The organism is Phenylobacterium sp. (genome assembly GCF_041913825.1).
Lineage (GTDB): Bacteria > Pseudomonadota > Alphaproteobacteria > Caulobacterales > Caulobacteraceae > Phenylobacterium.
The window spans coordinates 70,728-92,884 of the sequence record NZ_JAYSEO010000001.1; the positions used below are offsets into that span (position 1 = coordinate 70,728).

General features: G+C 72.3%; 22 protein-coding genes. 17 read left to right on the plus strand and 5 right to left on the minus strand.

All coding sequences use genetic code 11. The features are described from left to right. From gspG to gspN, 8 genes are read left to right on the plus strand one after another with little or no spacing between them, the layout of a single operon-like run. Complete coding sequence (gspG, locus tag ACE3Q8_RS00355; protein ID WP_374467844.1) at positions 1-450, plus strand: type II secretion system major pseudopilin GspG; 450 nt, start codon at positions 1-3, stop codon at positions 448-450. Further along, complete coding sequence (locus ACE3Q8_RS00360) at positions 419-904, plus strand: GspH/FimT family pseudopilin (protein WP_374467846.1); 486 nt, start codon at positions 419-421, stop codon at positions 902-904. The genes gspG and ACE3Q8_RS00360 overlap by 32 nt, the downstream gene beginning before the upstream one ends. Continuing rightward, a complete protein-coding gene (gene gspI / locus ACE3Q8_RS00365) occupies positions 888-1,253 on the plus strand; it encodes a type II secretion system minor pseudopilin GspI (RefSeq protein WP_374467847.1) in 366 nt (121 codons plus the stop codon). The genes ACE3Q8_RS00360 and gspI overlap by 17 nt, the downstream gene beginning before the upstream one ends. Beyond that, the gene (gene gspJ / locus ACE3Q8_RS00370) at positions 1,250-1,837 is read left to right on the plus strand and encodes a type II secretion system minor pseudopilin GspJ (RefSeq protein ID WP_374467849.1); all 588 of its coding nucleotides are present in this window, start codon (positions 1,250-1,252) and stop codon (positions 1,835-1,837) included. The genes gspI and gspJ overlap by 4 nt, the downstream gene beginning before the upstream one ends. Further along, positions 1,834-2,802 (plus strand): type II secretion system minor pseudopilin GspK, encoded by a 969-nt coding sequence (gene gspK, locus ACE3Q8_RS00375; RefSeq protein ID WP_374467851.1) that lies wholly within the window; start codon positions 1,834-1,836, stop codon positions 2,800-2,802. Before gspJ ends, gspK begins: the two co-directional genes overlap by 4 nt. Further along, positions 2,799-3,908: a type II secretion system protein GspL gene (gspL, locus tag ACE3Q8_RS00380; protein WP_374467853.1), complete on the plus strand. Its 1,110-nt coding sequence runs from the start codon at positions 2,799-2,801 to the stop codon at positions 3,906-3,908. The genes gspK and gspL overlap by 4 nt, the downstream gene beginning before the upstream one ends. After that, positions 3,905-4,369 (plus strand): type II secretion system protein GspM, encoded by a 465-nt coding sequence (gene gspM, locus ACE3Q8_RS00385; protein WP_374467855.1) that lies wholly within the window; start codon positions 3,905-3,907, stop codon positions 4,367-4,369. Before gspL ends, gspM begins: the two co-directional genes overlap by 4 nt. Beyond that, positions 4,369-5,070, plus strand: coding sequence for a type II secretion system protein N (gspN, locus tag ACE3Q8_RS00390; protein WP_374467857.1), 702 nt, complete (start codon positions 4,369-4,371; stop codon positions 5,068-5,070). Before gspM ends, gspN begins: the two co-directional genes overlap by 1 nt. On the opposite strand, the gene ACE3Q8_RS00395 is transcribed toward gspN, so the two are convergent. Further along, complete coding sequence (locus ACE3Q8_RS00395; protein ID WP_374467859.1) at positions 5,067-5,714, minus strand: prepilin peptidase; 648 nt, start codon at positions 5,712-5,714, stop codon at positions 5,067-5,069. The two genes, gspN and ACE3Q8_RS00395, sit on opposite strands and share 4 nt — an antisense overlap. After that, positions 5,715-6,212 carry a recombinase family protein gene (locus tag ACE3Q8_RS00400; RefSeq protein ID WP_374467862.1) on the minus strand — a complete coding sequence of 166 codons (498 nt, stop codon included), beginning with the start codon at positions 6,210-6,212 and terminating at the stop codon, positions 5,715-5,717. It lies immediately after the preceding gene. Between the two features lie 281 nt (positions 6,213-6,493). On the opposite strand from ACE3Q8_RS00400, the gene ACE3Q8_RS00405 reads away from it, so the two are divergent. After that, on the plus strand, positions 6,494-6,808 hold the full coding sequence (locus ACE3Q8_RS00405; protein ID WP_374467863.1) for a hypothetical protein: 315 nt from the start codon (positions 6,494-6,496) through the stop codon (positions 6,806-6,808). A 10-nt stretch (positions 6,809-6,818) separates the two neighbouring features. Here ACE3Q8_RS00405 and ACE3Q8_RS00410 read toward each other — a convergent pair whose 3' ends face one another. Then, the gene (locus ACE3Q8_RS00410) at positions 6,819-9,089 is read right to left on the minus strand and encodes a TonB-dependent receptor plug domain-containing protein (RefSeq protein ID WP_374467865.1); all 2,271 of its coding nucleotides are present in this window, start codon (positions 9,087-9,089) and stop codon (positions 6,819-6,821) included. Between the two features lie 102 nt (positions 9,090-9,191). Between ACE3Q8_RS00410 and ACE3Q8_RS00415 the strand changes: the two genes are divergently transcribed. The 4 genes from ACE3Q8_RS00415 to ACE3Q8_RS00430 all read left to right on the plus strand — a co-directional run bounded on the left by ACE3Q8_RS00415 (position 9,192) and on the right by ACE3Q8_RS00430 (position 15,303). Continuing rightward, positions 9,192-10,298 carry a phytase gene (locus ACE3Q8_RS00415; protein ID WP_374467867.1) on the plus strand — a complete coding sequence of 369 codons (1,107 nt, stop codon included), beginning with the start codon at positions 9,192-9,194 and terminating at the stop codon, positions 10,296-10,298. Between the two features lie 92 nt (positions 10,299-10,390). Further along, a complete protein-coding gene (locus ACE3Q8_RS00420) occupies positions 10,391-12,955 on the plus strand; it encodes a TonB-dependent receptor (RefSeq protein WP_374467869.1) in 2,565 nt (854 codons plus the stop codon). A gap of 4 nt (positions 12,956-12,959) precedes the next feature. Beyond that, positions 12,960-14,495: an alkaline phosphatase gene (locus tag ACE3Q8_RS00425; protein ID WP_374467871.1), complete on the plus strand. Its 1,536-nt coding sequence runs from the start codon at positions 12,960-12,962 to the stop codon at positions 14,493-14,495. Beyond that, positions 14,488-15,303 (plus strand): hypothetical protein, encoded by an 816-nt coding sequence (locus ACE3Q8_RS00430; RefSeq protein WP_374467872.1) that lies wholly within the window; start codon positions 14,488-14,490, stop codon positions 15,301-15,303. Before ACE3Q8_RS00425 ends, ACE3Q8_RS00430 begins: the two co-directional genes overlap by 8 nt. On the opposite strand, the gene ACE3Q8_RS00435 is transcribed toward ACE3Q8_RS00430, so the two are convergent. After that, on the minus strand, positions 15,297-16,397 hold the full coding sequence (locus ACE3Q8_RS00435; RefSeq protein WP_374467873.1) for an endonuclease/exonuclease/phosphatase family protein: 1,101 nt from the start codon (positions 16,395-16,397) through the stop codon (positions 15,297-15,299). The two genes, ACE3Q8_RS00430 and ACE3Q8_RS00435, sit on opposite strands and share 7 nt — an antisense overlap. A 223-nt stretch (positions 16,398-16,620) precedes the next feature. Here ACE3Q8_RS00435 and ACE3Q8_RS00440 point away from each other — a divergent pair, with 223 nt between their 5' ends. Then, positions 16,621-19,131 (plus strand): TonB-dependent receptor, encoded by a 2,511-nt coding sequence (locus tag ACE3Q8_RS00440; RefSeq protein WP_374467875.1) that lies wholly within the window; start codon positions 16,621-16,623, stop codon positions 19,129-19,131. Then, positions 19,131-20,603 carry a CehA/McbA family metallohydrolase gene (locus tag ACE3Q8_RS00445; protein WP_374467877.1) on the plus strand — a complete coding sequence of 491 codons (1,473 nt, stop codon included), beginning with the start codon at positions 19,131-19,133 and terminating at the stop codon, positions 20,601-20,603. Before ACE3Q8_RS00440 ends, ACE3Q8_RS00445 begins: the two co-directional genes overlap by 1 nt. Here ACE3Q8_RS00445 and ACE3Q8_RS00450 read toward each other — a convergent pair. Next, positions 20,600-20,962, minus strand: a complete 363-nt coding sequence (locus ACE3Q8_RS00450) for a hypothetical protein (protein ID WP_374467879.1) — start codon at positions 20,960-20,962, stop codon at positions 20,600-20,602. The genes ACE3Q8_RS00445 and ACE3Q8_RS00450 overlap by 4 nt on opposite strands. Positions 20,963-21,114: 152 nt before the next feature. Between ACE3Q8_RS00450 and ACE3Q8_RS00455 the strand changes: the two genes are divergently transcribed. Further along, on the plus strand, positions 21,115-21,303 hold the full coding sequence (locus tag ACE3Q8_RS00455; RefSeq protein WP_374467881.1) for a hypothetical protein: 189 nt from the start codon (positions 21,115-21,117) through the stop codon (positions 21,301-21,303). A gap of 14 nt (positions 21,304-21,317) precedes the next feature. Then, a complete protein-coding gene (locus ACE3Q8_RS00460; RefSeq protein ID WP_374467883.1) occupies positions 21,318-22,157 on the plus strand; it encodes a metallophosphoesterase family protein in 840 nt (279 codons plus the stop codon).

Below are 22,157 nucleotides of genomic sequence, written 5' to 3' on the forward strand. Positions count from 1 at the left end.
ATGACCGAAATCCGAGCCCACCGCCACGCCCGCGCCGAAGCCGGCTTCACCCTGATCGAAGTGATGGTCGTCATCGTCATCATCGGCCTCTTGGCCACGGTGGTGATGATCAACGTCCTGCCGAGCCAGGACCGGGCCATGAAGGAGAAGGCGCGCGCCGACGTGGCGGTGCTGGAGCAGGCGGTGGAGAGCTACCGGCTGGAGAACCTGTCCTTCCCGACGACCGAGCAGGGGCTGTCGGCGCTGGTCAGCCCGCCGCCCGGCCTGGCGCGGCCGGACCGCTACCGCGAAGGCGGCTACGTGCGGCGGCTGCCGAAGGACCCCTGGGGCAACGCCTACCAGTACCGCTATCCGGGCGAGAACGGCCGCTTCGACGTCTATTCCATGGGCGCCGACGGCCAGAAGGGCGGAGAGGGCGATGAGGCCGACATCGGCAACTGGACCCTCTAGGGCGCCCGCCGAGCGTGGTTTCACCCTCGTCGAGGTGATGGTGGCCCTGCTGGTAATGGCGCTGCTGACGTCGGCCGTGCTGCTGACCGTGCCGGACCCCGGCCCGCGTCTCGCCGACGAGGCGGAGCGGCTGGCGGGTCGCCTGGCGCATGCCCGCGAAGCCGCGCTCACGGCCAACCGGCCCGTCGAGATGGTCATCGACGCAGAGGGCTACGCCTTCCGCGAACAGCGGCGCGGTGTGTGGGTCCCCCTGGACGACGGCCCGTTCGCGCGGAAAGCCTGGCCGGAGGGGTTGCAGGTGGCGGTGGAGAGCGCCGAGGGGCGGAGCGCCGTGCGCTTCGACTCCACCGGCGGCGCCGATCCCGCGACCGTGCGGCTGGCCAACCGCCGCGGCGCGGTGCGGCTGAGCGTCGACGCCCAGGGCGAGGTGAGGGTCGATGACCGCGCGGGCTGACCAGGGCTTCACCCTGCTGGAGATGCTGGTGGCGCTGGCGGTGCTCAGTCTGGGCGCTCTCGCCCTCCTCAACCTGGCCGGCGAGAACACCCGCCAGGCCGGGGCGGTGGAGAGCCGGCTCTTCGCCGGCGTCGTCGCCGAGAACCGGGCGGTAGAAGCCCTGACCGCCGCCGCGCCCCCCGCGCTCGGTCGCGAGGCGGGAGTCGAGGCGGCCGGCGGGCAATCCTGGCGCTGGGTGCGCACGGTGGGCCGGACGGCCGATCCCGCGGTCCTGCGCATCGACGTCCGTGTGGCCGGTCCCGCGGGGCGCACCGCGGGCGAGGTCACCGTCTTCCGGGGGACGCCGTGAAGGGCTTTACCCTGGTCGAGATGATGGTGGCGCTGCTGATCTTCGGCCTGGTCTCGGCCGCAGGCGTGAGCGTGCTCAGCTTCAGCATGGACAACCAGCAGGTCGTCCGGGCGCGCAGCCACCGGCTGGGCGAGATCCAGCGGGCGCGCCAGGCGCTGAAAGCCGACCTCGCCCAGGCCGCCGCCCGACGCACCCGGGGCGAGGACGGCCGCCCGGCGGTGCGCAACCTCCGGGGCGGCGAGCAGGCGGTGGGCGGGCCCGTGCTGCAGCTCGTCCGGCGGGGCTGGGACAATCCCGACGGCGCGCCCCGCGCGTCACTGCAGGCCGTGGAATACCGGCTGACGGAGGGTCGGCTGGAGCGGCGCACCCGCTGGGCGCTGGATGGCGCCGCCTGGCGCCCTCCGCAGGTCCTGCTCACCGGCGTGCGCGAGGCGCGCGTCGCCTTCCTCGTCGGCGGCCAGTGGATCGAGACCACGCCGAACGGGACGCACCAGCCGCTGCCGCAGGCGCTGCGCCTCGACCTGGCGCTCGACGACTACGGCCAACTCACGCAGCTCTTCGTCGTGTCGGGGGAGGGCGCATGAGCCGGGCCGACGACGAGCGCGGGGTGGCGTTGCTCACCGTCCTGCTGCTGGTGGCCGTGATGGCCACGCTCGCGGCCGGCGTGCTGGAGGAGATCCGGTTCTCCATCCGCCGGACGGCGAACGCCGAGGCCGTGGGCCAGGCGCGGTGGTACGCCATGGGCGCCGAACAGCTCGCCCGCGCGCAGGTGGCGCGGCTGGCCGCCAGCGGATCTGTGGCGGGCGCGTGGAGCGGCCGCGGCGCGAGCTTCCCCGTCGAGGGCGGCCTGATCCGAGCCCGCATCGACGACGGCGCGGCCTGCTTCAACCTGAACAGCGTGGTGGCCGGCGCGCCCGACGCATACCGGCGAAATGACGAAGGTGTTCGGCAGTTCGTCAACCTCGCGTCCGCCCTGGGCCTTCGCCGGCGGGAGGGTGAGATGCTCGCGGCCGCGCTCGTCGACTGGATCGACAGCGATCCGCTGCGTGAAGCGTCCGGAGCGGAGGACGAGTCTTACGGCAGCGCGGACGGTGGCTATCTTACGTCCGGCGCCTTGCTGGCCGAGCCCAGCGAGCTTCGCGCGGTCCGCGGTTTCACGCCCGAGGTCTACCGGCGGCTGCGCCCCTTCGTCTGCGCCCTGCCGGCCGCGCAACTGTCGCCGCTCAACATCAACACCATCCCCGAGGAGAAGGCCGTGCTGATCGGCATGCTCGCCCCCGAACCCCTGCCGCCGGAGGCGGCGCGGCGACTGATCGCCGCCCGCCCGCCTCAGGGCTGGACGCGGAGCGACTTCCTGGCCTTGCCGGCGGTCATCGCCGCCGCCCTGCCGGCCGAGGCCAGCGGCCAGCTCACCGACACCTCGTCCTGGTTTCGCCTGGAAACCGAGGTGACCCTTGGAGACGCCGAAGCCGTCGCCACCAGCCTGCTCGCCCGCGACGCCGCCGGTCGCGTGCGGGTGGTCGCCCGCCGCTGGGGGCCCGAGGAATGAGACGCATCTGCCTGGTCTTCGCGCCGCAGGATCCGCAGCGCGCCCCGACTTACCTGCTCGTGGATCCGTTCGGCGACGTGGTCGGCCGCGGCGAGCAGCCGGTGCAGGCCGGACCGCCCGATCCCGCCACCGACGTGGTGCTGGTGGTGCCCGGCGTGGAGGTCACCGCGCGCTGGCTGCACCTGCCGACCCGGTCCGACGCCCAGGCGCGCGCCGCCGCCGCCCTCATGCTCGAGGGCGAGACGGCGCTGGCCGACGAGCCGCTGCACTTGGCTGTCGGGGCGCTGGAGGAGGACGGCCATCGCCTGGTGGCCGCGGTGACCGAGCCGCGGCTGCGCGGCTGGCTGGACCTCGCCCGCACCTACGGGCTGGCGCTCGACCATGTGGTCCCCGACCACCTGATGGTCGCGGAGCCCGAGGGCGAGGCGCCTGTCGCCGTGCGGTGGGGAGACCTGGTGGTCGTGCGCGGCCGTCGGCTCGCCTTCACCTGCGAGCCGGAGCTCGCGCCCGCCCTGCTGGATCCGATGCCGCCGGTGGAGGAGGGCGAGGCGGCCGAGCGGCGGCTGGCGGCGGGCGCATCGCTCGCCGGCCTCGATCTGCGGCAAGGCGCCTTCGCCGCTGCGGATACGAGCCGGCCGGCCCGGCGAGATCTGGTCCGCGCCGGGATCCTGGCCGGCGTCCTTCTGGCGAGTCCGCTGATCATCGACGCCGCCGGGACCGTCCGGCTGAATCTCGCGGCCGGCCGGCTGGAGCAGGAGGCGGCCCGCACGGTGGCCGGGATCCTGCCGAAGGGCGCGGCGGTGAACGATCCCGCCGTGCAGGCCCAGGCCGCCTTGCAGCGGGCGCAGCTCGCCGCCGGCGGTGGGCCGGCCGGTCTAGCGGCCCGGCTGTTCGCGGCGCTGTCCGAAATCGACCAGGCGCAGGCGGAAAGCCTGATCGTATCTCCGGACGGCGCGCTCCGCGCCACGGTCAGCCACACCAACTACTCCGACGTGGAGGTGCTGCGAGGCGCCCTGGCGCGGGCCGGCATGGCGCTCCGGGAAGGGGCCACCCGCGAGGAGGGCGGCCGCATCGTCACCGACGTCATCGTGGGAGCCCGGTCATGAGGGCATGGTTCGAGGCGCGCACCCGGCGCGAGCAGGGGCTGCTGGCGGTAATGGCGGCGGGGGTCCTCCTCTTCGGCCTCTGGTTTGGGGTCTGGCGGCCGCTGGAGCAGGCGCGGGTGGCGGCGGAGCGTCGCTATGAGCGCGCCGTCCGCGACGCGGCGGTGGTGGCGCAGGCCGCCGCCGCTGTCCGCGCCACCCCGACCGGGGCCCCGCGCCCGACCCTGCCGACGGCGGAGGCGGTCAACGCAGCGGCCCGGGCCGCGGGCCTCACGTTGGCCCGCGTCGAGCCCGATCCGGCCGGCGGGGTGCAGGTGGCGGTGCAGGGGGTCGCCCCGGCCCGGGTCTTCCCGTGGCTCGCCGCCCTGCAGACGGAGTACGGGGTCACCGCGCGCCACCTTACGGTAATCAAGGACGACCAGGGCGCGCTGTCGGTGGACGCCACCTTCGGCGGGGCGGACTGATGGGCCGCGTGCTGCCGATCTTCGGCGTGGCCTTCATCCTCGCGGCCGCGGCGATGCTGCCGCTCCGCATAGCGCTGGGCTGGATGGACGCCGACCAGGCCGGCCTCTCGGCCCGCGCGGTGGAGGGCGCCGTCTGGGGCGGGTCCCTGATCGACGCCCGCTTCCGCGGCCTGCGCCTGGGCGACGCCCGGGCCGGGCTCGACGTCGTCGGCGGCGGGCTGCGCCTTGCGGCGGACGGTGAGCTGCGCGGGCGCGGGGTGGTCGGCGGAAGCGCCGGCGGGCTGTCGCTCCGCGGGGTGGACGCAGAGCTGAGCCTGGAGCGGGTCGCCGGCGGCCTGCCGATCGGCGGCCGGGCGCACTTCCGCAGCTTCGAGGCCGAGTTTCGGCGCGACGGCTGTCGCCGGGCCGGTGGCGAGGTGCGGCTGCGCGAGGTGACGCTCTCCGGCGCGCCGCTCGCTGGCCTGCAGCTCGGTGGCCGGGCGAGCTGCCAGGGTGGCGTCCTGGTGGTCCCGCTGGCCGGCCAGTCCGGCGGCGCGGCGGTGGACGCGGTGCTGCGCATCGACGCAGCAGGCCGCTACCAGCTCGACACTCGGCTCCGGGCCACCGATCCGGTGGTGCAGGCCGCCGCCGCCGCGGCGGGCTTCGCGCGTGGCCTGGACGGCTTCGCGCGGACGGACCGCGGCCGGCTCTCCGGGGCTTAGCCGCCGAGCGGGCCGTAGAGGAACGTCAGCCAGGCGCCTGCCGCGAGGGCGACGCCGAACGGCAGCGGCTGGGCTCCGCTCGGCCGCCGGCCGACGACGGCTAGGGCCGCCACCGCGGCGAGGCCCGCCGCCGCCGAGATCACCAGGATCGTCGGAAGCCCCGTCCAGCCCGCCCAGGCGCCGCCGCCGGCCAGCAGGTAGGCGTCGCCGCCGCCGAGACCCTCGCGGCCACGTAGCCGCCGGTAACCCAGGGCGAGCAGACCGAGCGCCGCGAAGCCGGCCGCCGCGCCGATCGCGCGCGCCTGCAGAGCCTCAGGCCCCAGGGGGGCGGCGGCGAGCAGCCCGGTCACCGCCAGCGGGACGGTGAGCAGGCGCGGCAGCCAGAAATGCTCGGCATCGAGGACGGCCAGCAGCAGGAGCTGCCAGGCGAGCAGCGCACCCAGCACGCCGCCGGCGCCCGGATGCGCCGCCAGGGACCAGGCGGCGAGCGCCGGGCAGGCGAGGGTGAAGAGGGCGATCCGGCCCGGCCCCGGAGAGGCTTCGGTGCCCCCGGGCAGGCGCACGGAGAGCGCGGCGAGGACCGGTCCGAGCGCCACGCCCAGCGCGAGCGCGGCCCAGCCCAACGGGCCTGGGGCGGGCGGCATCTAGTCGCCGATGGCTTCCCAGACCTCGTTGGGCGAGACCTGGAAGAGCAGGCTGATCGAGCGGAGCGAGGTCCCCTCGCGGTGGAGCTTGCGGGCGTATTCCACCTGGTATTTCGAGAGTGGCTTGCGGCTGCCGGCGTTGCGGCTGGAGGCCGAGCCCGGCGGCAGGCGGGTAGGCCGGCGCGCCTCGTGATCGGCGAGCAGGGCCAGCACCTTGCGTACGTTCTCGGCCGGCGGCAGGGTCTCCACCTCGTCGGCGGCGCTGACGATGCGCAGGCTCACGCCCAGCTCCAGGAAGGTGCGGATGAGTTGCGCGAGCTCGCCCGTGGTCCGCTGGAAGGCGTCCAGGCTGTGGACCAGGACCTCGTCGCCCACCTTCAGGCCCGACAGCAGTCGGGCCAGCCGGCGCTGGGCCTCGGGCGTGGGCGGACCCTCTTCCAGCACAAGGTCGCACTGAGCGGCCTCGAGGAGGCGCCTCTGCGCGACCGGCGGCGGCATGCCCGCGACTTCTCGAACGATGCCGTATCGCAACTCTAGCAGAACCCCGCTCCGCCCGCGCAGCCGTGGGCGGCCCCGCTTCCCGATCCGGCGGCACTATCGGCGCCCAGTGCGACAGGCCGGTGAAGCTTGGATGAGAGTTCGACGACGAAACACGCCGCTGTCGGATAACGTGTTATGCGACGTCGTGCGTTTGTCACAAGATTGTTGCGAAAGGCGGTGGCGGCGCTCAAGCTCCCCGTAACGGCGGCCGAGAGACCGCCGACGAGAGGAGAAACCAGATGCGCACGATGCTCTGCATCGCCGCCGTCGTGGCTTTCGGGGCTGCCCCGGCCCTGGCCCAGTCGCCCGGCAGGGCCGCCAGCGCCCAGGCTCATGGCAAGGAGGCTCTGGCCCAGGCGGACACCGCCAAGGCTCCGCGCGAAGTGTACATCTGCGACGGCTCGGCGGAGACCCGGCGCGGTTTCGCCCGCGAGTTCGGCTCCGCCGAGTTCGTCACCGCCGAGGCCGCCGCCAAGGCCGAGACCTGGAGCGCGCCCCGTTGCATGAGCCGCGCGGAAGCCCGCAAGCTGAAGCAGCTCGTCAGCGCCCGCTGAGCCCTGAGGCCTAGAAGGTCATCCGGCCGACGAGCTGGAAGACCGGGCCGGCCTTCTCGCTCTCGAGCTCGTACTCGTCGTAGGACCGGTCGACCTGGTCCTCGAGCGTGGTGAACTTGTGGAAGACCTCGTCCTTGGACGAGTCCAGCAGGTTCGAGCCCGTGAGGCGCAGGACGAAGCGGTCGCCGAACCGCTTCTCGACGAACACCTCCAGGTCAGCGCCGTAGGAGGTCTCCACCTCTTCGCCGATCACCCGCCCGAACGCGTCGCCCTGCTTGCGGTAGGTGGCGCCGAACGCCGCCTTCCAGACCGGCAGGTCCTGGATGAAGCCGACGTTCAGCACGTACTTGGCTTGGTCGTTGAAACGGCGCTGGCCGAAGGCGTCGTCGATCTCGCTGTCGAGCCAGGAGTAGTTGAGGAACACGCCGGTGTTCTCCAGGCCGGCGAAGGTGAGCGGCGTCGACAGGTCGAACTCGATCCCCCAGACCTTGCCGTCGCCCGTGTTCTGCGGCGTGAAGACGAAGGTCCCTTCGCCCTCGCTGCCTTCCTCGCCGGTGTTGGCCACTTCCACGAGGTTGTCGACCGCGCGGTAGAAGACGTTCACGCCGGCCACCCCGCGGCGGCCGATGCGATGCTCCAGGCCCACATCGAGGCCCCAGGCGGTCTCCGGCTCCAGTTCCGGATTGCCGATGAAGTCGTTGTCGCCCAGTTCGGCCTCGAGCAGGGCCGGCGAGAGCTGGTTGAAACTCGGGCGGCGGATGGTGCGCGCCACCGACACGCTCAACCGGTCCTGTTCGGTGAGGCTGTAACGGAGGTGCGCGGAGGGCAGCAGGATGGCCTCGTCGGTCTCGCGCACGCGGTCCGCCGGGTCGGCCGTCTCGTCGGTGATCCTGGTCTCGGTGGTCTCGTAGCGCAGGCCGGCCTCCCAGCTCAGCCGCTCGGACTTGCCCGACAGCATGACATAGGGGTCGAGCCGCCGCTCCTCGATGGCGCTGACCCCGCCGGCGACCGGCAGGAAGGGGCCATAGGGGCCGGGGATGCCCGGCCGCGCCGCGGGCGGGTTCGGGATGGTGATGCGATTGCGGTCGGTGGTGATGTCGGTGTCGCGGTCCTTGTCCACGTACTGGAGGCCGACCTCGAGCTCGGCGCCGCCGAGCGGGAAGCTCTGCGCCACCTGGGCGCTGAATTCCGTGTCCTTCAGCCGCAGGAAGGTGAGGTCGCCGGTGAACCGGTCGTCCTCGGGATAGGGGCGCGTGTCGCGGAGGTACTCGTATTCCTCCTCGATCTCGTCCTGCTTGTCCTCGATCGCCGCATAGCCCAGGCGCAGCTTGAAGCGGCCGCCCAGCATCTCGCGGTCGTACTTCGCGCCGAGCGTCCAGTTGTCGGTGACGATGTCGACGTTGTTGTCGTTCAGCGTCAGCAGGTCCTCGGACCGGATCCGGCCGCCGGCGTACTCGATGGAGTCCTCATCCTCGCGACGGTCGGTGCGGATGATGTACCCGGAGAGCTGCAGGGCGCCGCCCTCGAACTCCAGATCGTAGCTGGCGTTGGCCGAATAGTCGGTGCCGTTGCGCGTGTCGGTCTGCAGCTCGACGTCCTGCAACTCGCCGCCCGGCTCGTCGTAGCGCAGGCTCTCCTTGCGCTTCGGGTTCCGGCGGCCCTGGACGTTGGCGCCGACCAGCAGCCGGCCGGGGCCGACCTGGCCCGCATAGACCCCGCCGACCGTCTCGCGCACCCGCCCGTCGTCCAGCAGGATGCCGCCGGCGCGGAGATAGCCGCCCTCCAGCGAGTAGCCGTTGCGCAGCACGATGTTCAGCGCGCCGGCCACGGCGTCGCCGCTACGGTTGGCCGAGCTGGAACGCACCACCTCCACCCGCTCGATCAGCTCCGCGGGGATGCGGTCCACGAAGAAGGAGCGGTCGACGCCGGCGCCTGGCACCCGCTCGCCGTTGATCAGGATCTGGGTGTAGCCGGGATCGAGGCCGCGCAGGCGCGCGCCGTCCGACTCCAGCACGTCCGACAGGAAGGCGACGCTGGGCACCCGCTTCATGGCGTCGCCGGCGGTCAGCGGCTCGAACCGCTGGAAGTACTCGAGGTCGTAGGAGAGTGTCGGGACCGCGTCCTCGGTGCGATTGCGGAACACGATCTCGCCGGACACCACCAGCTCCTCGACCGTGGCCGGCGCGGCGGCGACGGCCAGGCTCGACTCCTGGGCGTGGCCTTCAGTGGCGAGCAGCACGGGAGCGATCGCCGTCAGCGCGAACAGCGTGGACTTCTTCATGATCTCCATATCCCCCGATCGCAATCCAGCCGTGTTGACGTGCGGCCTGGACTGTGGAAATGCCGCCGGGAATTAGCTTTTGCTGTCGTCGGGGGGCCAGTGATGTTTCCTTTGCGGTTTTGTTACAGTTTTGCGTCAGTTGTCGCGGCCGCTCTGCTTGCGAGTTCCTGCGCGCATCTGGACCCCGAGGCGCAGTCCGACTCCGGCAAGATGCTGGCCGGCGTCGGTACGCCCGTCCCCGCCGCCGGCGAGACCCAGGCGGTCGCCACCACAAACGCCGACGCCGCCGACGATCCTGAGATCTGGGTCGATCCGCGCGATCCCTCCCGGGCGGTGATCTTCGGCACCGACAAACAGGCGGGCCTCTACGTGTACGGCCTCGACGGACGCGTCCGCGCCTTCCTGCCCGAGGGCAAGCTGAACAACGTGGACCTGCGCAGCGACTTCCCCACGCCCCATGGCGACCGAGTCCTGGTGGCGGCCAGCGACCGCGGCCGGCTGGGCGCGGCCCTCTACCTGATGGATCCTGCGACGCTGGAGGTGCGGCCCTGGGGCGTCGTGTCGCTCGATCTCGCGGAGCCCTACGGCCTGTGCATGGCGAGGCTCGGCGACGCCTTCGTGGTCGTCGTCAACGGCACGGACGGACAGGTGCGCCAGGTGCGGGTGGAGGCCGCGCCCGACGGCGCCATCCGGGCGACGGAGCAGCGCCGGTTCGGGCTCTCCAGCCAGACGGAGGGCTGCGTCGCGGACGACCAGCGCGGCGTCCTCTACATTGGCGAGGAGGCGAAGGGGGTCTGGCGCTATCCGCTGGACCCGGCGGGGGGCGCGACCGGGACCCTGCTGGCCGCGGCCCCGTCCAACGTGCTGCAGCCGGACGTGGAGGGGCTGACCCTCCTGCGCGAGGGCGCGGCCACCTGGCTCATCGCCTCGAGCCAGGGCGACAGCGCCTTTGCGGTATGGCGTGTCGACCCGCCGCAGACTATCTACGCCGGCCGTTTCTCGGTGATGGGGGCCAACGGGGCCGACCCGGTGACGGGCACCGATGGTGTCGCCGCGCACGGCGGGCCCGTCGGTCCCTTCGCCGAGGGCCTGTTCGTCGCCCAGGACGATAGCGACACCGACGGCGAGCAACCGTCGCCGGGCCGCGCCCGCCAGAACTTCAAGCTGGTGGACTGGCGCGAGGTGAAGCGGGCTCTCCAGCTCCCCTGATCGTTCCGGCGGCTGTCACGGGATCGTCGTGGAACCGTGACGCGCCTGACGCGGGCGCGACCTAAGGACCCCCGCCAAACAACGGGGGTTCTATGAAGGTCGACAAGATGGCGGTGGGGCGTCTCGCCCTGATCGCGGCCCTGGGCTCGGCGGGCGCGGCGAGCGCCCAGGCCTCGGGCGAAGTGGAGGAGCTGGTCATCACCGGCCAGCGGCTGTCGCAACAGCGGGCCATCGAGACCAAGCGGGAGTCGGTGAGCGTCATCGACGCCATCTCCGCCGACGAGATCGGCCGCCTGGCCGACAAGAACGTCGCCGAGAACCTGGAGCGCCTGCCGGGCGTGGGCGTCGCCTACGACCAGGGCGAGGGCCGCTACGTCTCGGTGCGCGGCACCCCGGCTCAGCTCAACAACGTGACCCTGAACGGCGTCGAGGTGGGCAACCCGGACGGCGACAGCCGCGCGCTGCCCCTCGACGTGATCTCGGGCCAGCTCCTGAAGCGGATCGAGGTGGTGAAGGCCGTCACCCCCGAGTACGACGCCCAGGGCATCGGCGGGACCATCAACCTCGTCAGCCAATCGCCCTTCGACCTGGGCGCCGACCGCGTCGCCCGCGGCTCGGTCCAGGTCGGCTACCAGGAGTTCAACGAGAAGACCCCGGTGCAGGGCGACCTCTCGCTAGGTGCGGTCTCCGGCGACGGCCGCTGGGGCGTGCTGCTGGGGATCAGCGGCTCGTCCCGCGACTACCGCTCGGACGGGCTCTATCCGGACGACTGGCGCACCGTGCCGGGGGTCGCCCGCGGCGGCCTGCCCACCAACCTCAAAGTCACCAACTACCGCCTCAAGCGCGAGCGGATCGCCGCGGCGGGCACGCTCGAGTTCCGCCCGAACGACACCGACCGCTTCTACCTGCGCGGCCTCTACTCGCGGTTCACTGAGGACGAGTACCGCCAGCGGTGGCGGCTCGACTTCGCGGCCAACCCGGCCAACCTGACCTTCAACGCCGACGGCGCCACGGGCGTGGCGCGCAACGTCGACGCGCGCCAGGATCTGCGGCTGGAGTACAAGGAGAAGAGCATCTCCTCCTACTCCCTCGGCGCCGAGCACGAGCGCGGCCCGTGGCTCGCCACCTGGGACCTCTCCTACGGCTACAACGAGCTCGTGGAGCCGAACCAGCTCTGGCAGTTCCGCGCCACGAGCGCGAACCTGACCGTCGACTTCGACATGCGCCCGCTGCTCTACACGGCCGAGGCCCGCAACGCCTCGGCCTCGCTGCTGGGTTTCCGGCAGCACACGGTGCAGGACGAGAGCGGCGACGAGACCAACATCGCCGCCAAGGTTGATATCCGCCGCGACCTCGAGATCGGCGCCGGCAGCTACCTCAAGTTCGGCCTGAAGGTGCGCGACACCGACAAGACCTTCGACGGCCGCACCGACCAGTACGACCGCGCGGCCGCCGGCCCCAACCGCTTCACCCTGGCCGACTTCGGCCTGCAGGGGCCGGTGATGGAGGTCGATCTCGGCGACTACACCTACTTCAACCGTTTCACGATCGACGCCGACGCGATCCGGAAGTTCACGGCCGAGAACCTCTCCGGCCCGCGCTTTGTGCGGAACACGGCCACCAGCCTGTCGAACGACACCCTCAACGACTACGACCTCAGCGAGCGGGTGACCGCCGGCTACGTCATGGCCGACGTGGACTTCGGCGCGGTCCGGGTGATCGGCGGCTGGCGCGTGGAGCACACCAGGACCGAGGTCACCGGCTTCCGCCTGACCGGCTCGACGGTGACCTCGGTCGAGCGCGAGGGCGAGTACACCAGCTTCCTGCCGAACCTGCACCTGCGGTTCGAGCCGCGCGAGGACGTCGTCCTGCGGGCGGCCTACACCCGCACGCTCGGCCGGCCGCAGTACCCGCAGCTCCGGCCGGGCGGCGCCCTGATCTCCACGGCGCTGAACGACGGGACCTTCGAGGGCGAGCTCGCCGAGGGCAACGTCGACCTGGAGCCGTTCCGCTCGGACAATTACGACCTCTCGGCGGAATGGTACTTCGCGCCGGGCGGCCTGCTCTCGGCAGGCGCATTCTGGAAGAAGATCAAGGATCCGATCTTCACCTTCGAGGACACGCTCTCGGGCGTGGTCATCGACGGCCGGACCTATTCGCGCCTGGAATACGCCCAGCCGCGCAATGCCGACGAAGGCGAGATCAAGGGCCTGGAGCTGCAGTACCAGCAGCAGTTCACCTTCCTGCCCGGTTTTTGGAGCGGCTTCGGCGCGGCGGCCAACGTCACCTGGACCGACTCCAGCCTGACGGTCCCCGGTCGCGGCGAGCTGCCATTCCCGGCCCAGTCCGACCTGCTGTGGGGGGCGCAGCTCTTCTACCAGGCAGGTCGCCTGGAAGCGGCGCTCTCGTGGCACCACACCGGAAAGGCGGTGCAGGGGCTCGGGGCGGACGACGACGCCGACACCTACGACGACGATTACGAGCGGCTGGACGCCAAGGCGAGCTACCGCCTGACCGACAACCTCGAGGTCTTCGTGGACCTGCAGAACCTCAACGACGAGGTGCTGCGCGAATACCAGGGCGGCCGGCGCGACTGGCTGACGAACTACGAGCGCTACGGACGGACTTACTACCTGGGCGTCTCTGCGCGATGGTGAGCCCATGACCCTGATCCGCCGCCAGTTGCTCGCGCGCGCCGCCCTCGCGGCGGGCGCGGCCCTCCTGCCCGGGGCCTGGACCCCGGCGCTCGCCCAAGCCCGCCTGCCGGAGGACCCGTTCGCGCTCGGCGTCGCCTCGGGAGAGCCGGAGCCGGACGGCGTGGTCCTCTGGACCCGGCTTGCGCCGCGACCGCTGCAGCCGGACGGCGGCATGGCGCCGGCGCCGGTGGAGGTCCGCTGGACGGTGGCCGAGGACGAGCAGCTCCGGCGGGTCGTGCGGTCGGGATCCGCGCTCGCGGTCGCCGAGGGCGGCCATGCGGTGCATGTGGAAGTCGCCGGCCTGCGACCCGACCGGCCCTATTGGTACCGGTTCACCGCCGGCGGCCACGCCAGCCCGACCGGCCGCACCCGGACGGCGCCCGCCCGCGGCGCGGACGTCCGGCGCCTGCGGCTCGCCTACGGCTCCTGCCAGAAATACGAGGCCGGCTTCTGGGGCGCCTACGACCACCTGGTGGCCGACGACCCGGACCTGGTCCTCTTCCTCGGCGACTACATCTACGAGCAGGCGGCCACCAACAAAGGCGTGCGCCGGCATCCCGGTCCGGAGCCCACCGACCTGAGCGGCTACCGTATCCGGTACGGCGCCTACAAGTCCGATCCCAAGCTCAAGGCGGCGCACGCTGCGGCGCCCTGGATGGTCATCTGGGACGACCACGAGGTGGAGAACGACTACGGCGGCGACCAGGACCGGGCGAACAGTGACCCGGCGCTGTTCCTCCGCCGCCGGGCGGCGGCCTACCAGGCCTATTTCGAGCACATGCCGCTCCGCCGCCGGTCGATCCCGGTGGGGCCCCAGATGCTGCTGCACCGCAGCCTCGACTGGGGACGGCTCGCGCAGTTCCAGTTTCTCGACACGCGCCAGAATCGCCCGCACCGCACCTGCGACGTGCTCTCCGACGAGAAGCTGATCCCCGACTGCCCGGAACGGACGGACCCTTCCCGCTCGCTGCTCGGCGCCGCGCAGGAGCGCTGGCTGCTGGACACGCTCGGCGGCTCCAAAGCCCGCTGGAACCTGCTCGCCCAGCAGTACGCCATGGGGGAGATCCAGCGCCCGACGCCGGAGGGCCTGCGCTATTCCAACGACGGCTGGGGCGGCTATGCCCAGACGCGCCGGCGGATCCTGGAGCGCTGGCGCGACGCCGAGGTCCCGAACCCCGTGGTGCTGGGCGGGGATATCCACTGCTTCATCGCCGCCGACTTGGGCCTGGAGGAGGGGCGGCCGATCGCCAGCGAGTTCGTGGGCGGCTCGATCAGCTCCCTCGGCGCCACCAACGCCGACCTGCAGGCGCTGATGCAGGCTAACCCGCGGCTGACCTTCACGGAGGGCGAGCGGCGCGGCTACGGCCGCGTGGAGATCACGCCCGGCGGCTGCGACGTCACTTTCCGCGCCATCGACAGTGCGCTCGTGCCGGAGTCGCCGGTGCGCGACATTGTCCGCTTCCACGTGGAGGCCGGCCGTCCGGGGCTGCAGCGTGCTTAGGCCGCTTCTCGCCGTCGCGCTGGCCTTCCTGGCGTCCGGCGCCTCCGCCCAGCCGGCGTTGAAGGCCGAGACGGTCGGCCGTTGGCCCGCCCCGGAAGCCAACCAGGGCGTGGCGGTGGACGCGCGCCACTTCTACGCCGTGGGCAACTCGGTGATCGCCAAGTACGACCGGCGGACCGGGCGCAAGGTGGCCGAATGGTCCGGCGACCCGGCGCGTTTCCCGCACCTCAATTCGTGCGCCGTCGTCGGCCGGGAGCTGGTCTGCGCGGCCTCCAACTATCCGGCCCTGCCGATGAGCAGCTCGGTCGAGGTGTTCGATCCGGTGCGGATGGCCCACCTGCGCAGCGTCGCGCTCGGGCCCGAGCAGCCGGGCTCGCTCACCTGGGTGGACCGCAAGGACGGCGCCTGGTGGGCGGCGTTCGCCAACTACGACGGCCGCGGCGGCGAGCCGGGCCGGGACCACCGCTATACGGCCCTCCTGAAGTTCGACGATCAGTGGCGCCGGCTCGAGGCCTGGAGCTTCCCCGACGCGGTCCTCGCCCGGTTCGCGCCGCGCAGCACCTCCGGCGGCGCCTGGGGCCCCGACGGCCGGCTCTACGTCACCGGCCACGACCACACCGAGGCCTATGTCCTGTCCCTGCCCAGGGGCGGGTCGGTGCTGCAGCACCTGGCGACCATCGAGGTTCCCATGGAGGGGCAGGCCATCGCCTTCGACCGCTCGGCCGGGCGTGTGCTGTTCGGTATCCGGCGGCAGGTGCGCGAGGTGGTCGCCGCCCGCCTGCCCGAGGTCGGCGGTCCGGCTCAGTAGGTCCAGGAGACGCGGGCGCCGAGGTTGCGGAACTGCGGCTTCACGGTCAGCCCGCGGGCCGGCTGGGGCTGCGCCCGCTCGGCCGGCGACCAGGTGAGCTGGTAACGCACCAGATAGCCGTCGTGATCGGAGAGCCTGGGGCTGCGGGCCCCGTCGAAGGCGGTCTCCACCCGGATCGGCCGAACCTGCACGTCGGACGGGCTCGCGAAGGCCTGCAGGTCCTGCGACCGCAGCCAGGGCTCGGCCTCCTCGCCGGGCGGGGCGCAGGCGGGGTCGGTGGTGCGGCAGTATTCGCTGACGACCCGGAAGGGCCGGGCCGACGCCTTGTGATAGTAGCGCTCGGGCGCGTTCCTGACGTTGAAGTCGCCGCCCACCAGCAGCGGGCGGCCCGCGCCGGCGTTGTCGGCCACGAAGGCGAGCAGCTCCTCCATCTGGCGGTTGTGCGCCGCCAGGGTCCGCTCGACCGGCGCCTTGGCCGCGCGGCGCGAGTTCAGGTGCGTATTGACGACGTCGATCTCCACCGGCGCGTCGTTCAGCGCCACGCTCACCAGCATCACGCCCTTGTTGGCCAAGCAGTCGAAGCCCGCGCAGGCGCTGTAGGCGGCGGCCTTCACCTCCAGGATCGGCAGGTCGCTCAGCACGTGCAGCCCGCCGCCGGTGAGCTTGCCCCACCCCTCGCCGGACAGGGCGTAGCGCAGGGATGCGAGCCTGCGCCGCGCGCCGCCCGCCGCGGGCTGGGCGGCGCGATCCGGGCCCTTGGCCCAGTAGGCGTAGCCGCTGGCGCCGACCAGCTCGGCGATCTCGCCGCGGAAGCCCTCCTGCAGCAGCACCACGTCCGGCTGCCGGCGCTCGCGGCGCATGGCGGCGAGCTCCTCGCCGATCTCGCGCAGGGCGCGGGCGCGGCCCTTCGCGACCGGCCAGGGCAGGCCCTTCACATTGTAGGTCAGGACGCTGATCTCCGCCGAGTGGGGGGCGTCGACCCGCGCCACCGGGAGCGGCGCGGCGGCGGGGGGCGGAGCGGGCGCCGCAGCCAGTGGAACCGCCATCGAGGCGGCGGCGTGAAGCGGCGCCATCGCAAGCATCGCCAGGTCCATCGCCTTCGCTCCGAAGCCGTCGGGGGTTCGTTTCGGCGCGGTCCGTCTCGCCCGAGTCGGTGACAAGCCCATGAAGTCCAAGGCAAATCTGGATGACAGCCGAGCCTCGCCGAACCGAGGAGGCGCCTTCCGACGGCGGAGCGTCATGCCGCCGTCGCAGTCCCGTCGCCGCACCGTGATCGAACGCCACTAGGAGCCCCGGCCAATCGAGAGGGGAATTCCGATGAAGTACGCTTTGTTCGCCGCCGCGGCTGCCTGTGCGCTGGCCGCCGCCCAGCCCGTGCTCGCCCAGGAGAGCGCCGTCGACCTGGAGGAACTGGTCGTCACCGGCCGCGTGGGCTCCGAGGCGCAGCGGAAGGTCGAGGCGAGCTACGCCATCACCACGGTGTCCGAAGAGAAGCTGCGCCTGCAGTCCCCGCCAAGCGTCGCCGAGGTGCTGAAAAACGTGCCCGGCTTCTGGGTGGAGGCGTCCGGCGGCGTCGGCGGCGCCAACATCCGCGCGCGCGGCATCCCCATCGAGGGCTTCGCGGCGATCGCGCTGCAGGAGGACGGCCTGCCGGTGCAGCACGACGGGGGGCTGGGCTTCCTGAACTCCGACTTCTCGTTCCGGCTGGACGAGACGGTGCAGCGGGTGGAGGTGGTGCGCGGCGGCCCCTCGTCGATCTTCGCCTCCTACGCGCCCGGCGGCATCGTCAACTTCATCACCCGCAAGCCCACCCAGGACTTCGAGGGCGTGGCCAAGGCCGAGGTCGGCGACTGGGGCTACTGGCGCGGCGACGCCTGGGTGGGCGGCCAGGTGGCCGGTTTCCGCGTCGGCCTGGGCGGCTTCTACCGGCAGGACGACGGCGTCCGCGACCCCGGCTACGACGCCAACAAGGGCGGCCAGGTGCGGTTCTCCGTCGGCCGCGACTTCGAGGGCGGCTCGCTCGACTTCAACGTCAAGCATATCGACGACAACACCATCTTCTACCTGCCGGTGCCGCTGACCTTCGACAGCAACGGCGACACGGCCGAGATCCCCGGCTTCGACGCCAACTACGGGACGCTCGCCGGCCCGGAGACCGCGAAGCTGACCTTCCGCACCAATCGCGGCCCGGTGACCTTCGACAACACCAAGGGCTCGGACCTGAAGCTCACCCAGTACACGCTGCAGGGCTCGCTGGACCTCGGCGGCTGGGAGCTTCGCGACGGCTTCCGCTATCGCACCAGCCACCTGGTCCGCGCCGGCTTCTACCCGAACACGCCGGAGGCGGCCTCCGCGCGCATCGCCCGCGATCTCGCTCGCGCCCCGATCGGCGTCACCACCGGCCGGCTCACCTACGTGAACGGCGGCCAGGCCTTCGACGTGGCCGGCCAGAACGGCACGGGCCTCGTCATGGACGCCTTCATGCGCGAGCAGGACATCGAGCTCGACGAGGTGGTCAACGACCTGCGCCTGCAGCGGACCTTCGACGTCGGCGGTCAGTCGCACGACGTGGCGCTCGGCCTCTACTACGCTCGCGCCGAGGAGAGCTTCATCCAGCAGGGCGCGGCGGTCCTGGTGGACGTGCGCGAACAGGCTCGCCTGCTGAACCTCGTCGGCCTCAACGCGGCGGGCCAGGTGGTGACCAGCTTCACCGACAACGGCGTGTCCCGTTACGGCAGCCAGTTCAACAACGCCGAGGGCAAGTCCGACACCTGGGCGCTCTACGCCTCGGACGAGTGGCGGATCACCGACCGGCTCCGCGTGGACCTGGGCGTCCGCTGGGAGCAGATCGAGCTCTCCGGCCGCAACGAGCGCAGCGCGACCATCAACCTGAACCAGTTGGCCAACAACTTCGCCGACGACCAGGCGATCAGCGGCACGGGCGTCTACGACGCGCTGGACCGCAGCTTCGACGACTGGGGCGCCACGGTGGGCGTGAACTACCAGATCCAGCCGGACCTCGGCGTCTTCGCCCGCTACACCAAGGGCTTCCGCCTGCCGTCGCTGGGCGACTTCATCACCAACCCGACCCGCACCGATCCGCGGGCCCAGGGCATCGATCTGGCCGAGGCCGGGGTGAAGATCAACCGGCCGATGTTCACGGTCTACGCCACCGCCTTCTACACCCACTTCGATAGCCAGAGCTTCACCGAGACGCGCTACGACGCGGCCACCAACGCCTTCGTCAGCCGCACCGAGTTCGCCTCCACCAAGGCCTACGGCGTCGAGCTTGAGGGGACGGTTCGCCCGGTCGACTGGTTCGACGCGACGCTCACCGCGACCCTGCAGGATCCCCGCCTCGGCCACTTCGTGTTCAGCGAGCGGGTGACCCGTCCGGCGGGCGCGGCCTGTCCGGCGCCCACCGACACGCCGGCCTCCCCGACGGAGTGCCTGCGTCCCCGGGACTTCTCGGACAACCTGATCATCCGCTCGCCCAAGGTCAGCGCCCGCTTCACCCCGGCGCTGAACCTGCTGGACGGCCGGCTGCGGGCCGAGCTCGACGTGCAGTACTTCGGCAAGCGGTTCTCGGACCTGGCCAACACCCTGGTCATCCCGGACTACCACCTGATCAACGCCCAGGTGCGCTGGAACCTGACCGACCAGGTCAGCCTCTACGCCTACGGTACGAACCTGACCAACGAGATCGGCCTCACCGAGGGCAACCCGCGGGCCGGCCAGTTCATCTCGGGCGAGGCGGGCGCGAAGTACTACCTGGCCCGTCCGGAGCTGGGGCGGACCTTCCGCGCGGCCGTGCTATTCTGGTTCTGATGCGCAAACTCGCCGCCGCCCTCGCCACGGCGGCGGCCGTCGCCGCGGCGCTGCTCGCGCCGCCGGCCTCGGCCGCCGCCCCGGACCTCACCCTGACGGGGGAGATGACGGGGACCGACAACGCCACCTATCGCGAGGTCCCCTTCCGCGTGCCGGCCGGGGTCACGGCGGTGACGGTGGAGTTCGACTACGACAAGGCTCAGCGCACGGTCATCGACCTCGGCCTGCGCGACCCGCAGCGGTTCCGCGGCTGGAGCGGCGGCGCCAAGGTCCGGTTCAGCGTCAGCGAGACCTGGGCCACGCCCTCCTACCTGCCCGGGCCGCTGCCGGCCGGCGAGTGGAAGCTGATCCTCGGCGTGCCCCACATCCGCAAGGATGCGCGCACGCCCTACACGGCGCGGATCACCTTCGAGCGCGGACGGTTCGAGGGGTTCGCGCCCGCGCCGCTGAAAGTCGGGCCGGGCTGGTACCGGGGCGACCTGCACCTGCACACCGGCCACTCGGACGGCTCGTGCGCCGCGACGGGCGGGGCCCGCGTGCCGTGTCCGCTCGACCTGACGCTCACCGCCGCCCAGGCCCGCGGCCTCGATTTCGCGGCGGTCACCGAGCACAACACGCCCTCGCACCACCAAGCCCTCGCCGAGCTGCAGCCCTATTTCGCCGGCCTGCTGCTGATCCCTGGGCGCGAGATCACAACCTTCCAGGGCCACGCCAACGTCTTCGGCGTCACCGCGCCGCTGGATTTCCAGCTCGGCGGGCCGCGGGCGCCGACGCTCGGGCGCATCCTGGACCAGGTCGAGGCCGCCGCCGGCCTGATCTCGCTGAACCACCCCGGGATGCCCTCGGGCGCAGCCTGCATGGGCTGCGGCTGGACGGCCGCGACCGACTACGCCCGGATTCCGATGATCGAGGCGGTGAACGGCGGCACGCCGGGCGGCGCCGAGGGACCGCTGTCGGGCATCCGGTTCTGGGAGGCGCGGCTGGATGAAGGCCGCCGGATCACCGGCGTGGGCGGGTCCGACAACCACGATGCCCTGAAGCCACTCGCCGAGCCGCAGTCGGTGGGCTCGCCGACCACGGTGGTCTACGCCGAGAACCTGTCCCAGGCGGCCATTCTCGCCGGACTGAAGTCCGGTCGGGTGTTCGTCGATGTCGAGGGCTCGCGCGACCGCCTGCTGGACGTGACGGCCAGCGCCGGCCCGGCCTCGGCGCACATGGGCGGCGTGCTCTTCCCGCCGGCCGGCGCGTCGGTTCGCCTCGCGGCCACCGTCAAGGGCGCGCCGGGCGGGCGGATCTCTCTGGCGGGTCCAGGCGCGCAGGGCGCGTCGGGCGGCGAGGCGGTGCTGGCCCCTGAGGAAACCCGCACGCTCTCGCTGGCGCCAGGAGCCTCCGGTTGGGTGCGCGTCGACGTGAGGGGGCCGGATGGCCGGCTCTGGCTGCTTGGAAACCCGGTCTACCTCGCGCCGCGCTAGTGCGCGGCGGTCGGAGGTTCGCGAGTCGCAATCGAGCGGGGGCTCCGTAGCGCCTCGGTGAACGAGCGGGTCGCGTGCTCGAAGGCTGCGGCCAGCGAGGCGCGACCTTCCACCGCCGCGGCCGTGGCCGCGACCGCCGCCGGCTTCAGCTTCCGACCGGCCGACGTGGCGCCCCGCCGGGCGGCCGAGCCCGGCTTCGCCTCCACGGCGGCAAGCAGCGCGCCGGCCGCCAGCAACGCCTCTGCGATCACCGTCTTGCCGTTCTGGCTCCGGGCCAGGTCCTTCAGGCCCCGGCGCACCGCCTTCGGCACCTTCACGCCCGCGATCCGCTTGGGGACCTTGTTCCGCTTCTTCGCCATCGCTGTCTCCTGCAACCCAGCCGTAAAAGGTGAAAAGCGCCGGTCCCGCGCCCGGTTGCCCCCTCCGTATCGAACCGGAGGCGAACGCCGCACCCGATGGTGGTATCGGGCGGGTGGAACAAGGCGCGAGGTTGCGCCGGGGAGTCCAGAACGTGGCGCTGCGCCAGACCTACGAGCTCTACCTGCACAGGGACGACGGCCAGCCGCCCCAGTTCGAGGCGCTCACCTGCGCCGACGAGGTGGAGCTGTTGGCGGCCATGCGCCGGAAGATCTCCGACCTCAGCCTTCAGAGCATCGAAGCGTGGCGCCTGGGCGAGCAGGTGATGGTCCTGGCGGCCTGAGCCGCCGCGCCGCGTTGTCCCGGCCCGCCGCCGCGCCTATCCTTCGAGCTCAACCGAGAGCCCGCCCCCTGTTCCTCGACCGCCTGTTCGGCCGCATCAAGAAGCGTGAAGCCCCGCCCAGCACGGGCGGACGGCGGGTCTATGCCGTGGGCGACGTCCACGGCCGGCTCGATGCCCTGCAGCCGCTCATCCGCGCCATCGCCGATGACCTGGAGGCCGCGCCGCCCGCCGCGCCGGCCTTGCTGGTGTTCCTGGGCGACTACGTGGACCGGGGGCCGGAGTCCCGCGGCGTGGTCGACCTGGTGCTGAAGATGCGCGACGCCGCCGGCCTCGAGGTGCGCACGCTGAAGGGCAACCACGAGGAGGCCCTGCTGCAGTTCCTCGACCAGCCCGCCTTCGGCGCCACCTGGATGGAGCACGGCGGCGGGCCGACGCTCGTCTCCTACGGCGTGCAGCCGCCCGCCACCCGCACCGACACCGAGGCGTGGGCACGGGTGCGTGACGACCTCGACCGGCGCCTGCCGCCGGAGCACCGGGCGTTCTACCAGGGCCTGGAGCTGATCGTGGACGTCGGCGACTACGCGTTCGTGCATGCCGGTGTCCGGCCGGGCGTCCCCTGGGACCAGCAGGCGGAGCGCGACCTGCTTTGGATCCGCCAGGAATTCCTCCAGGAGAAGGGCCCCTTCGGGAAGGTGATCGTCCACGGCCACACGCCCATGGAGGAGGCGCAGCTCCTGCCGCACCGCCTGGGCGTCGACACGGGCTGCTACGCCACGGGCGTGCTCACCGCCGTCCGGCTGGACGGCGAGGACCAGCGGCTGATCCAGGTGAAGGCCGAGCGGCGCTTCGGCTGA

Bases quoted from the DNA above. Each gene is read 5' to 3' on its own strand.
- gspI (WP_374467847.1), top strand. From the start codon at position 888: ATGACCGCGCGGGCTGACCAGGGCTTCACCCTGCTGGAGATGCTGGTG.
- ACE3Q8_RS00450 (WP_374467879.1), bottom strand. From the start codon at position 20,962: ATGGCGAAGAAGCGGAACAAGGTCCCCAAGCGGATCGCGGGCGTGAAG.
- ACE3Q8_RS00395 (WP_374467859.1), bottom strand. From the start codon at position 5,714: ATGCCGCCCGCCCCAGGCCCGTTGGGCTGGGCCGCGCTCGCGCTGGGC.
- ACE3Q8_RS00435 (WP_374467873.1), bottom strand. From the start codon at position 16,397: ATGGACCTGGCGATGCTTGCGATGGCGCCGCTTCACGCCGCCGCCTCG.
- ACE3Q8_RS00400 (WP_374467862.1), bottom strand. From the start codon at position 6,212: ATGCCGCCGCCGGTCGCGCAGAGGCGCCTCCTCGAGGCCGCTCAGTGC.
- gspM (WP_374467855.1), top strand. From the start codon at position 3,905: ATGAGGGCATGGTTCGAGGCGCGCACCCGGCGCGAGCAGGGGCTGCTG.
- ACE3Q8_RS00360 (WP_374467846.1), top strand. From the start codon at position 419: ATGAGGCCGACATCGGCAACTGGACCCTCTAGGGCGCCCGCCGAGCGT.
- ACE3Q8_RS00420 (WP_374467869.1), top strand. From the start codon at position 10,391: ATGAAGGTCGACAAGATGGCGGTGGGGCGTCTCGCCCTGATCGCGGCC.
- ACE3Q8_RS00415 (WP_374467867.1), top strand. From the start codon at position 9,192: ATGTTTCCTTTGCGGTTTTGTTACAGTTTTGCGTCAGTTGTCGCGGCC.
- gspG (WP_374467844.1), top strand. From the start codon at position 1: ATGACCGAAATCCGAGCCCACCGCCACGCCCGCGCCGAAGCCGGCTTC.
- gspL (WP_374467853.1), top strand. From the start codon at position 2,799: ATGAGACGCATCTGCCTGGTCTTCGCGCCGCAGGATCCGCAGCGCGCC.
- ACE3Q8_RS00425 (WP_374467871.1), top strand. From the start codon at position 12,960: ATGACCCTGATCCGCCGCCAGTTGCTCGCGCGCGCCGCCCTCGCGGCG.
- gspK (WP_374467851.1), top strand. From the start codon at position 1,834: ATGAGCCGGGCCGACGACGAGCGCGGGGTGGCGTTGCTCACCGTCCTG.
- ACE3Q8_RS00405 (WP_374467863.1), top strand. From the start codon at position 6,494: ATGCGCACGATGCTCTGCATCGCCGCCGTCGTGGCTTTCGGGGCTGCC.
- ACE3Q8_RS00440 (WP_374467875.1), top strand. From the start codon at position 16,621: ATGAAGTACGCTTTGTTCGCCGCCGCGGCTGCCTGTGCGCTGGCCGCC.
- ACE3Q8_RS00410 (WP_374467865.1), bottom strand. From the start codon at position 9,089: ATGAAGAAGTCCACGCTGTTCGCGCTGACGGCGATCGCTCCCGTGCTG.
- ACE3Q8_RS00445 (WP_374467877.1), top strand. From the start codon at position 19,131: ATGCGCAAACTCGCCGCCGCCCTCGCCACGGCGGCGGCCGTCGCCGCG.
- gspN (WP_374467857.1), top strand. From the start codon at position 4,369: ATGGGCCGCGTGCTGCCGATCTTCGGCGTGGCCTTCATCCTCGCGGCC.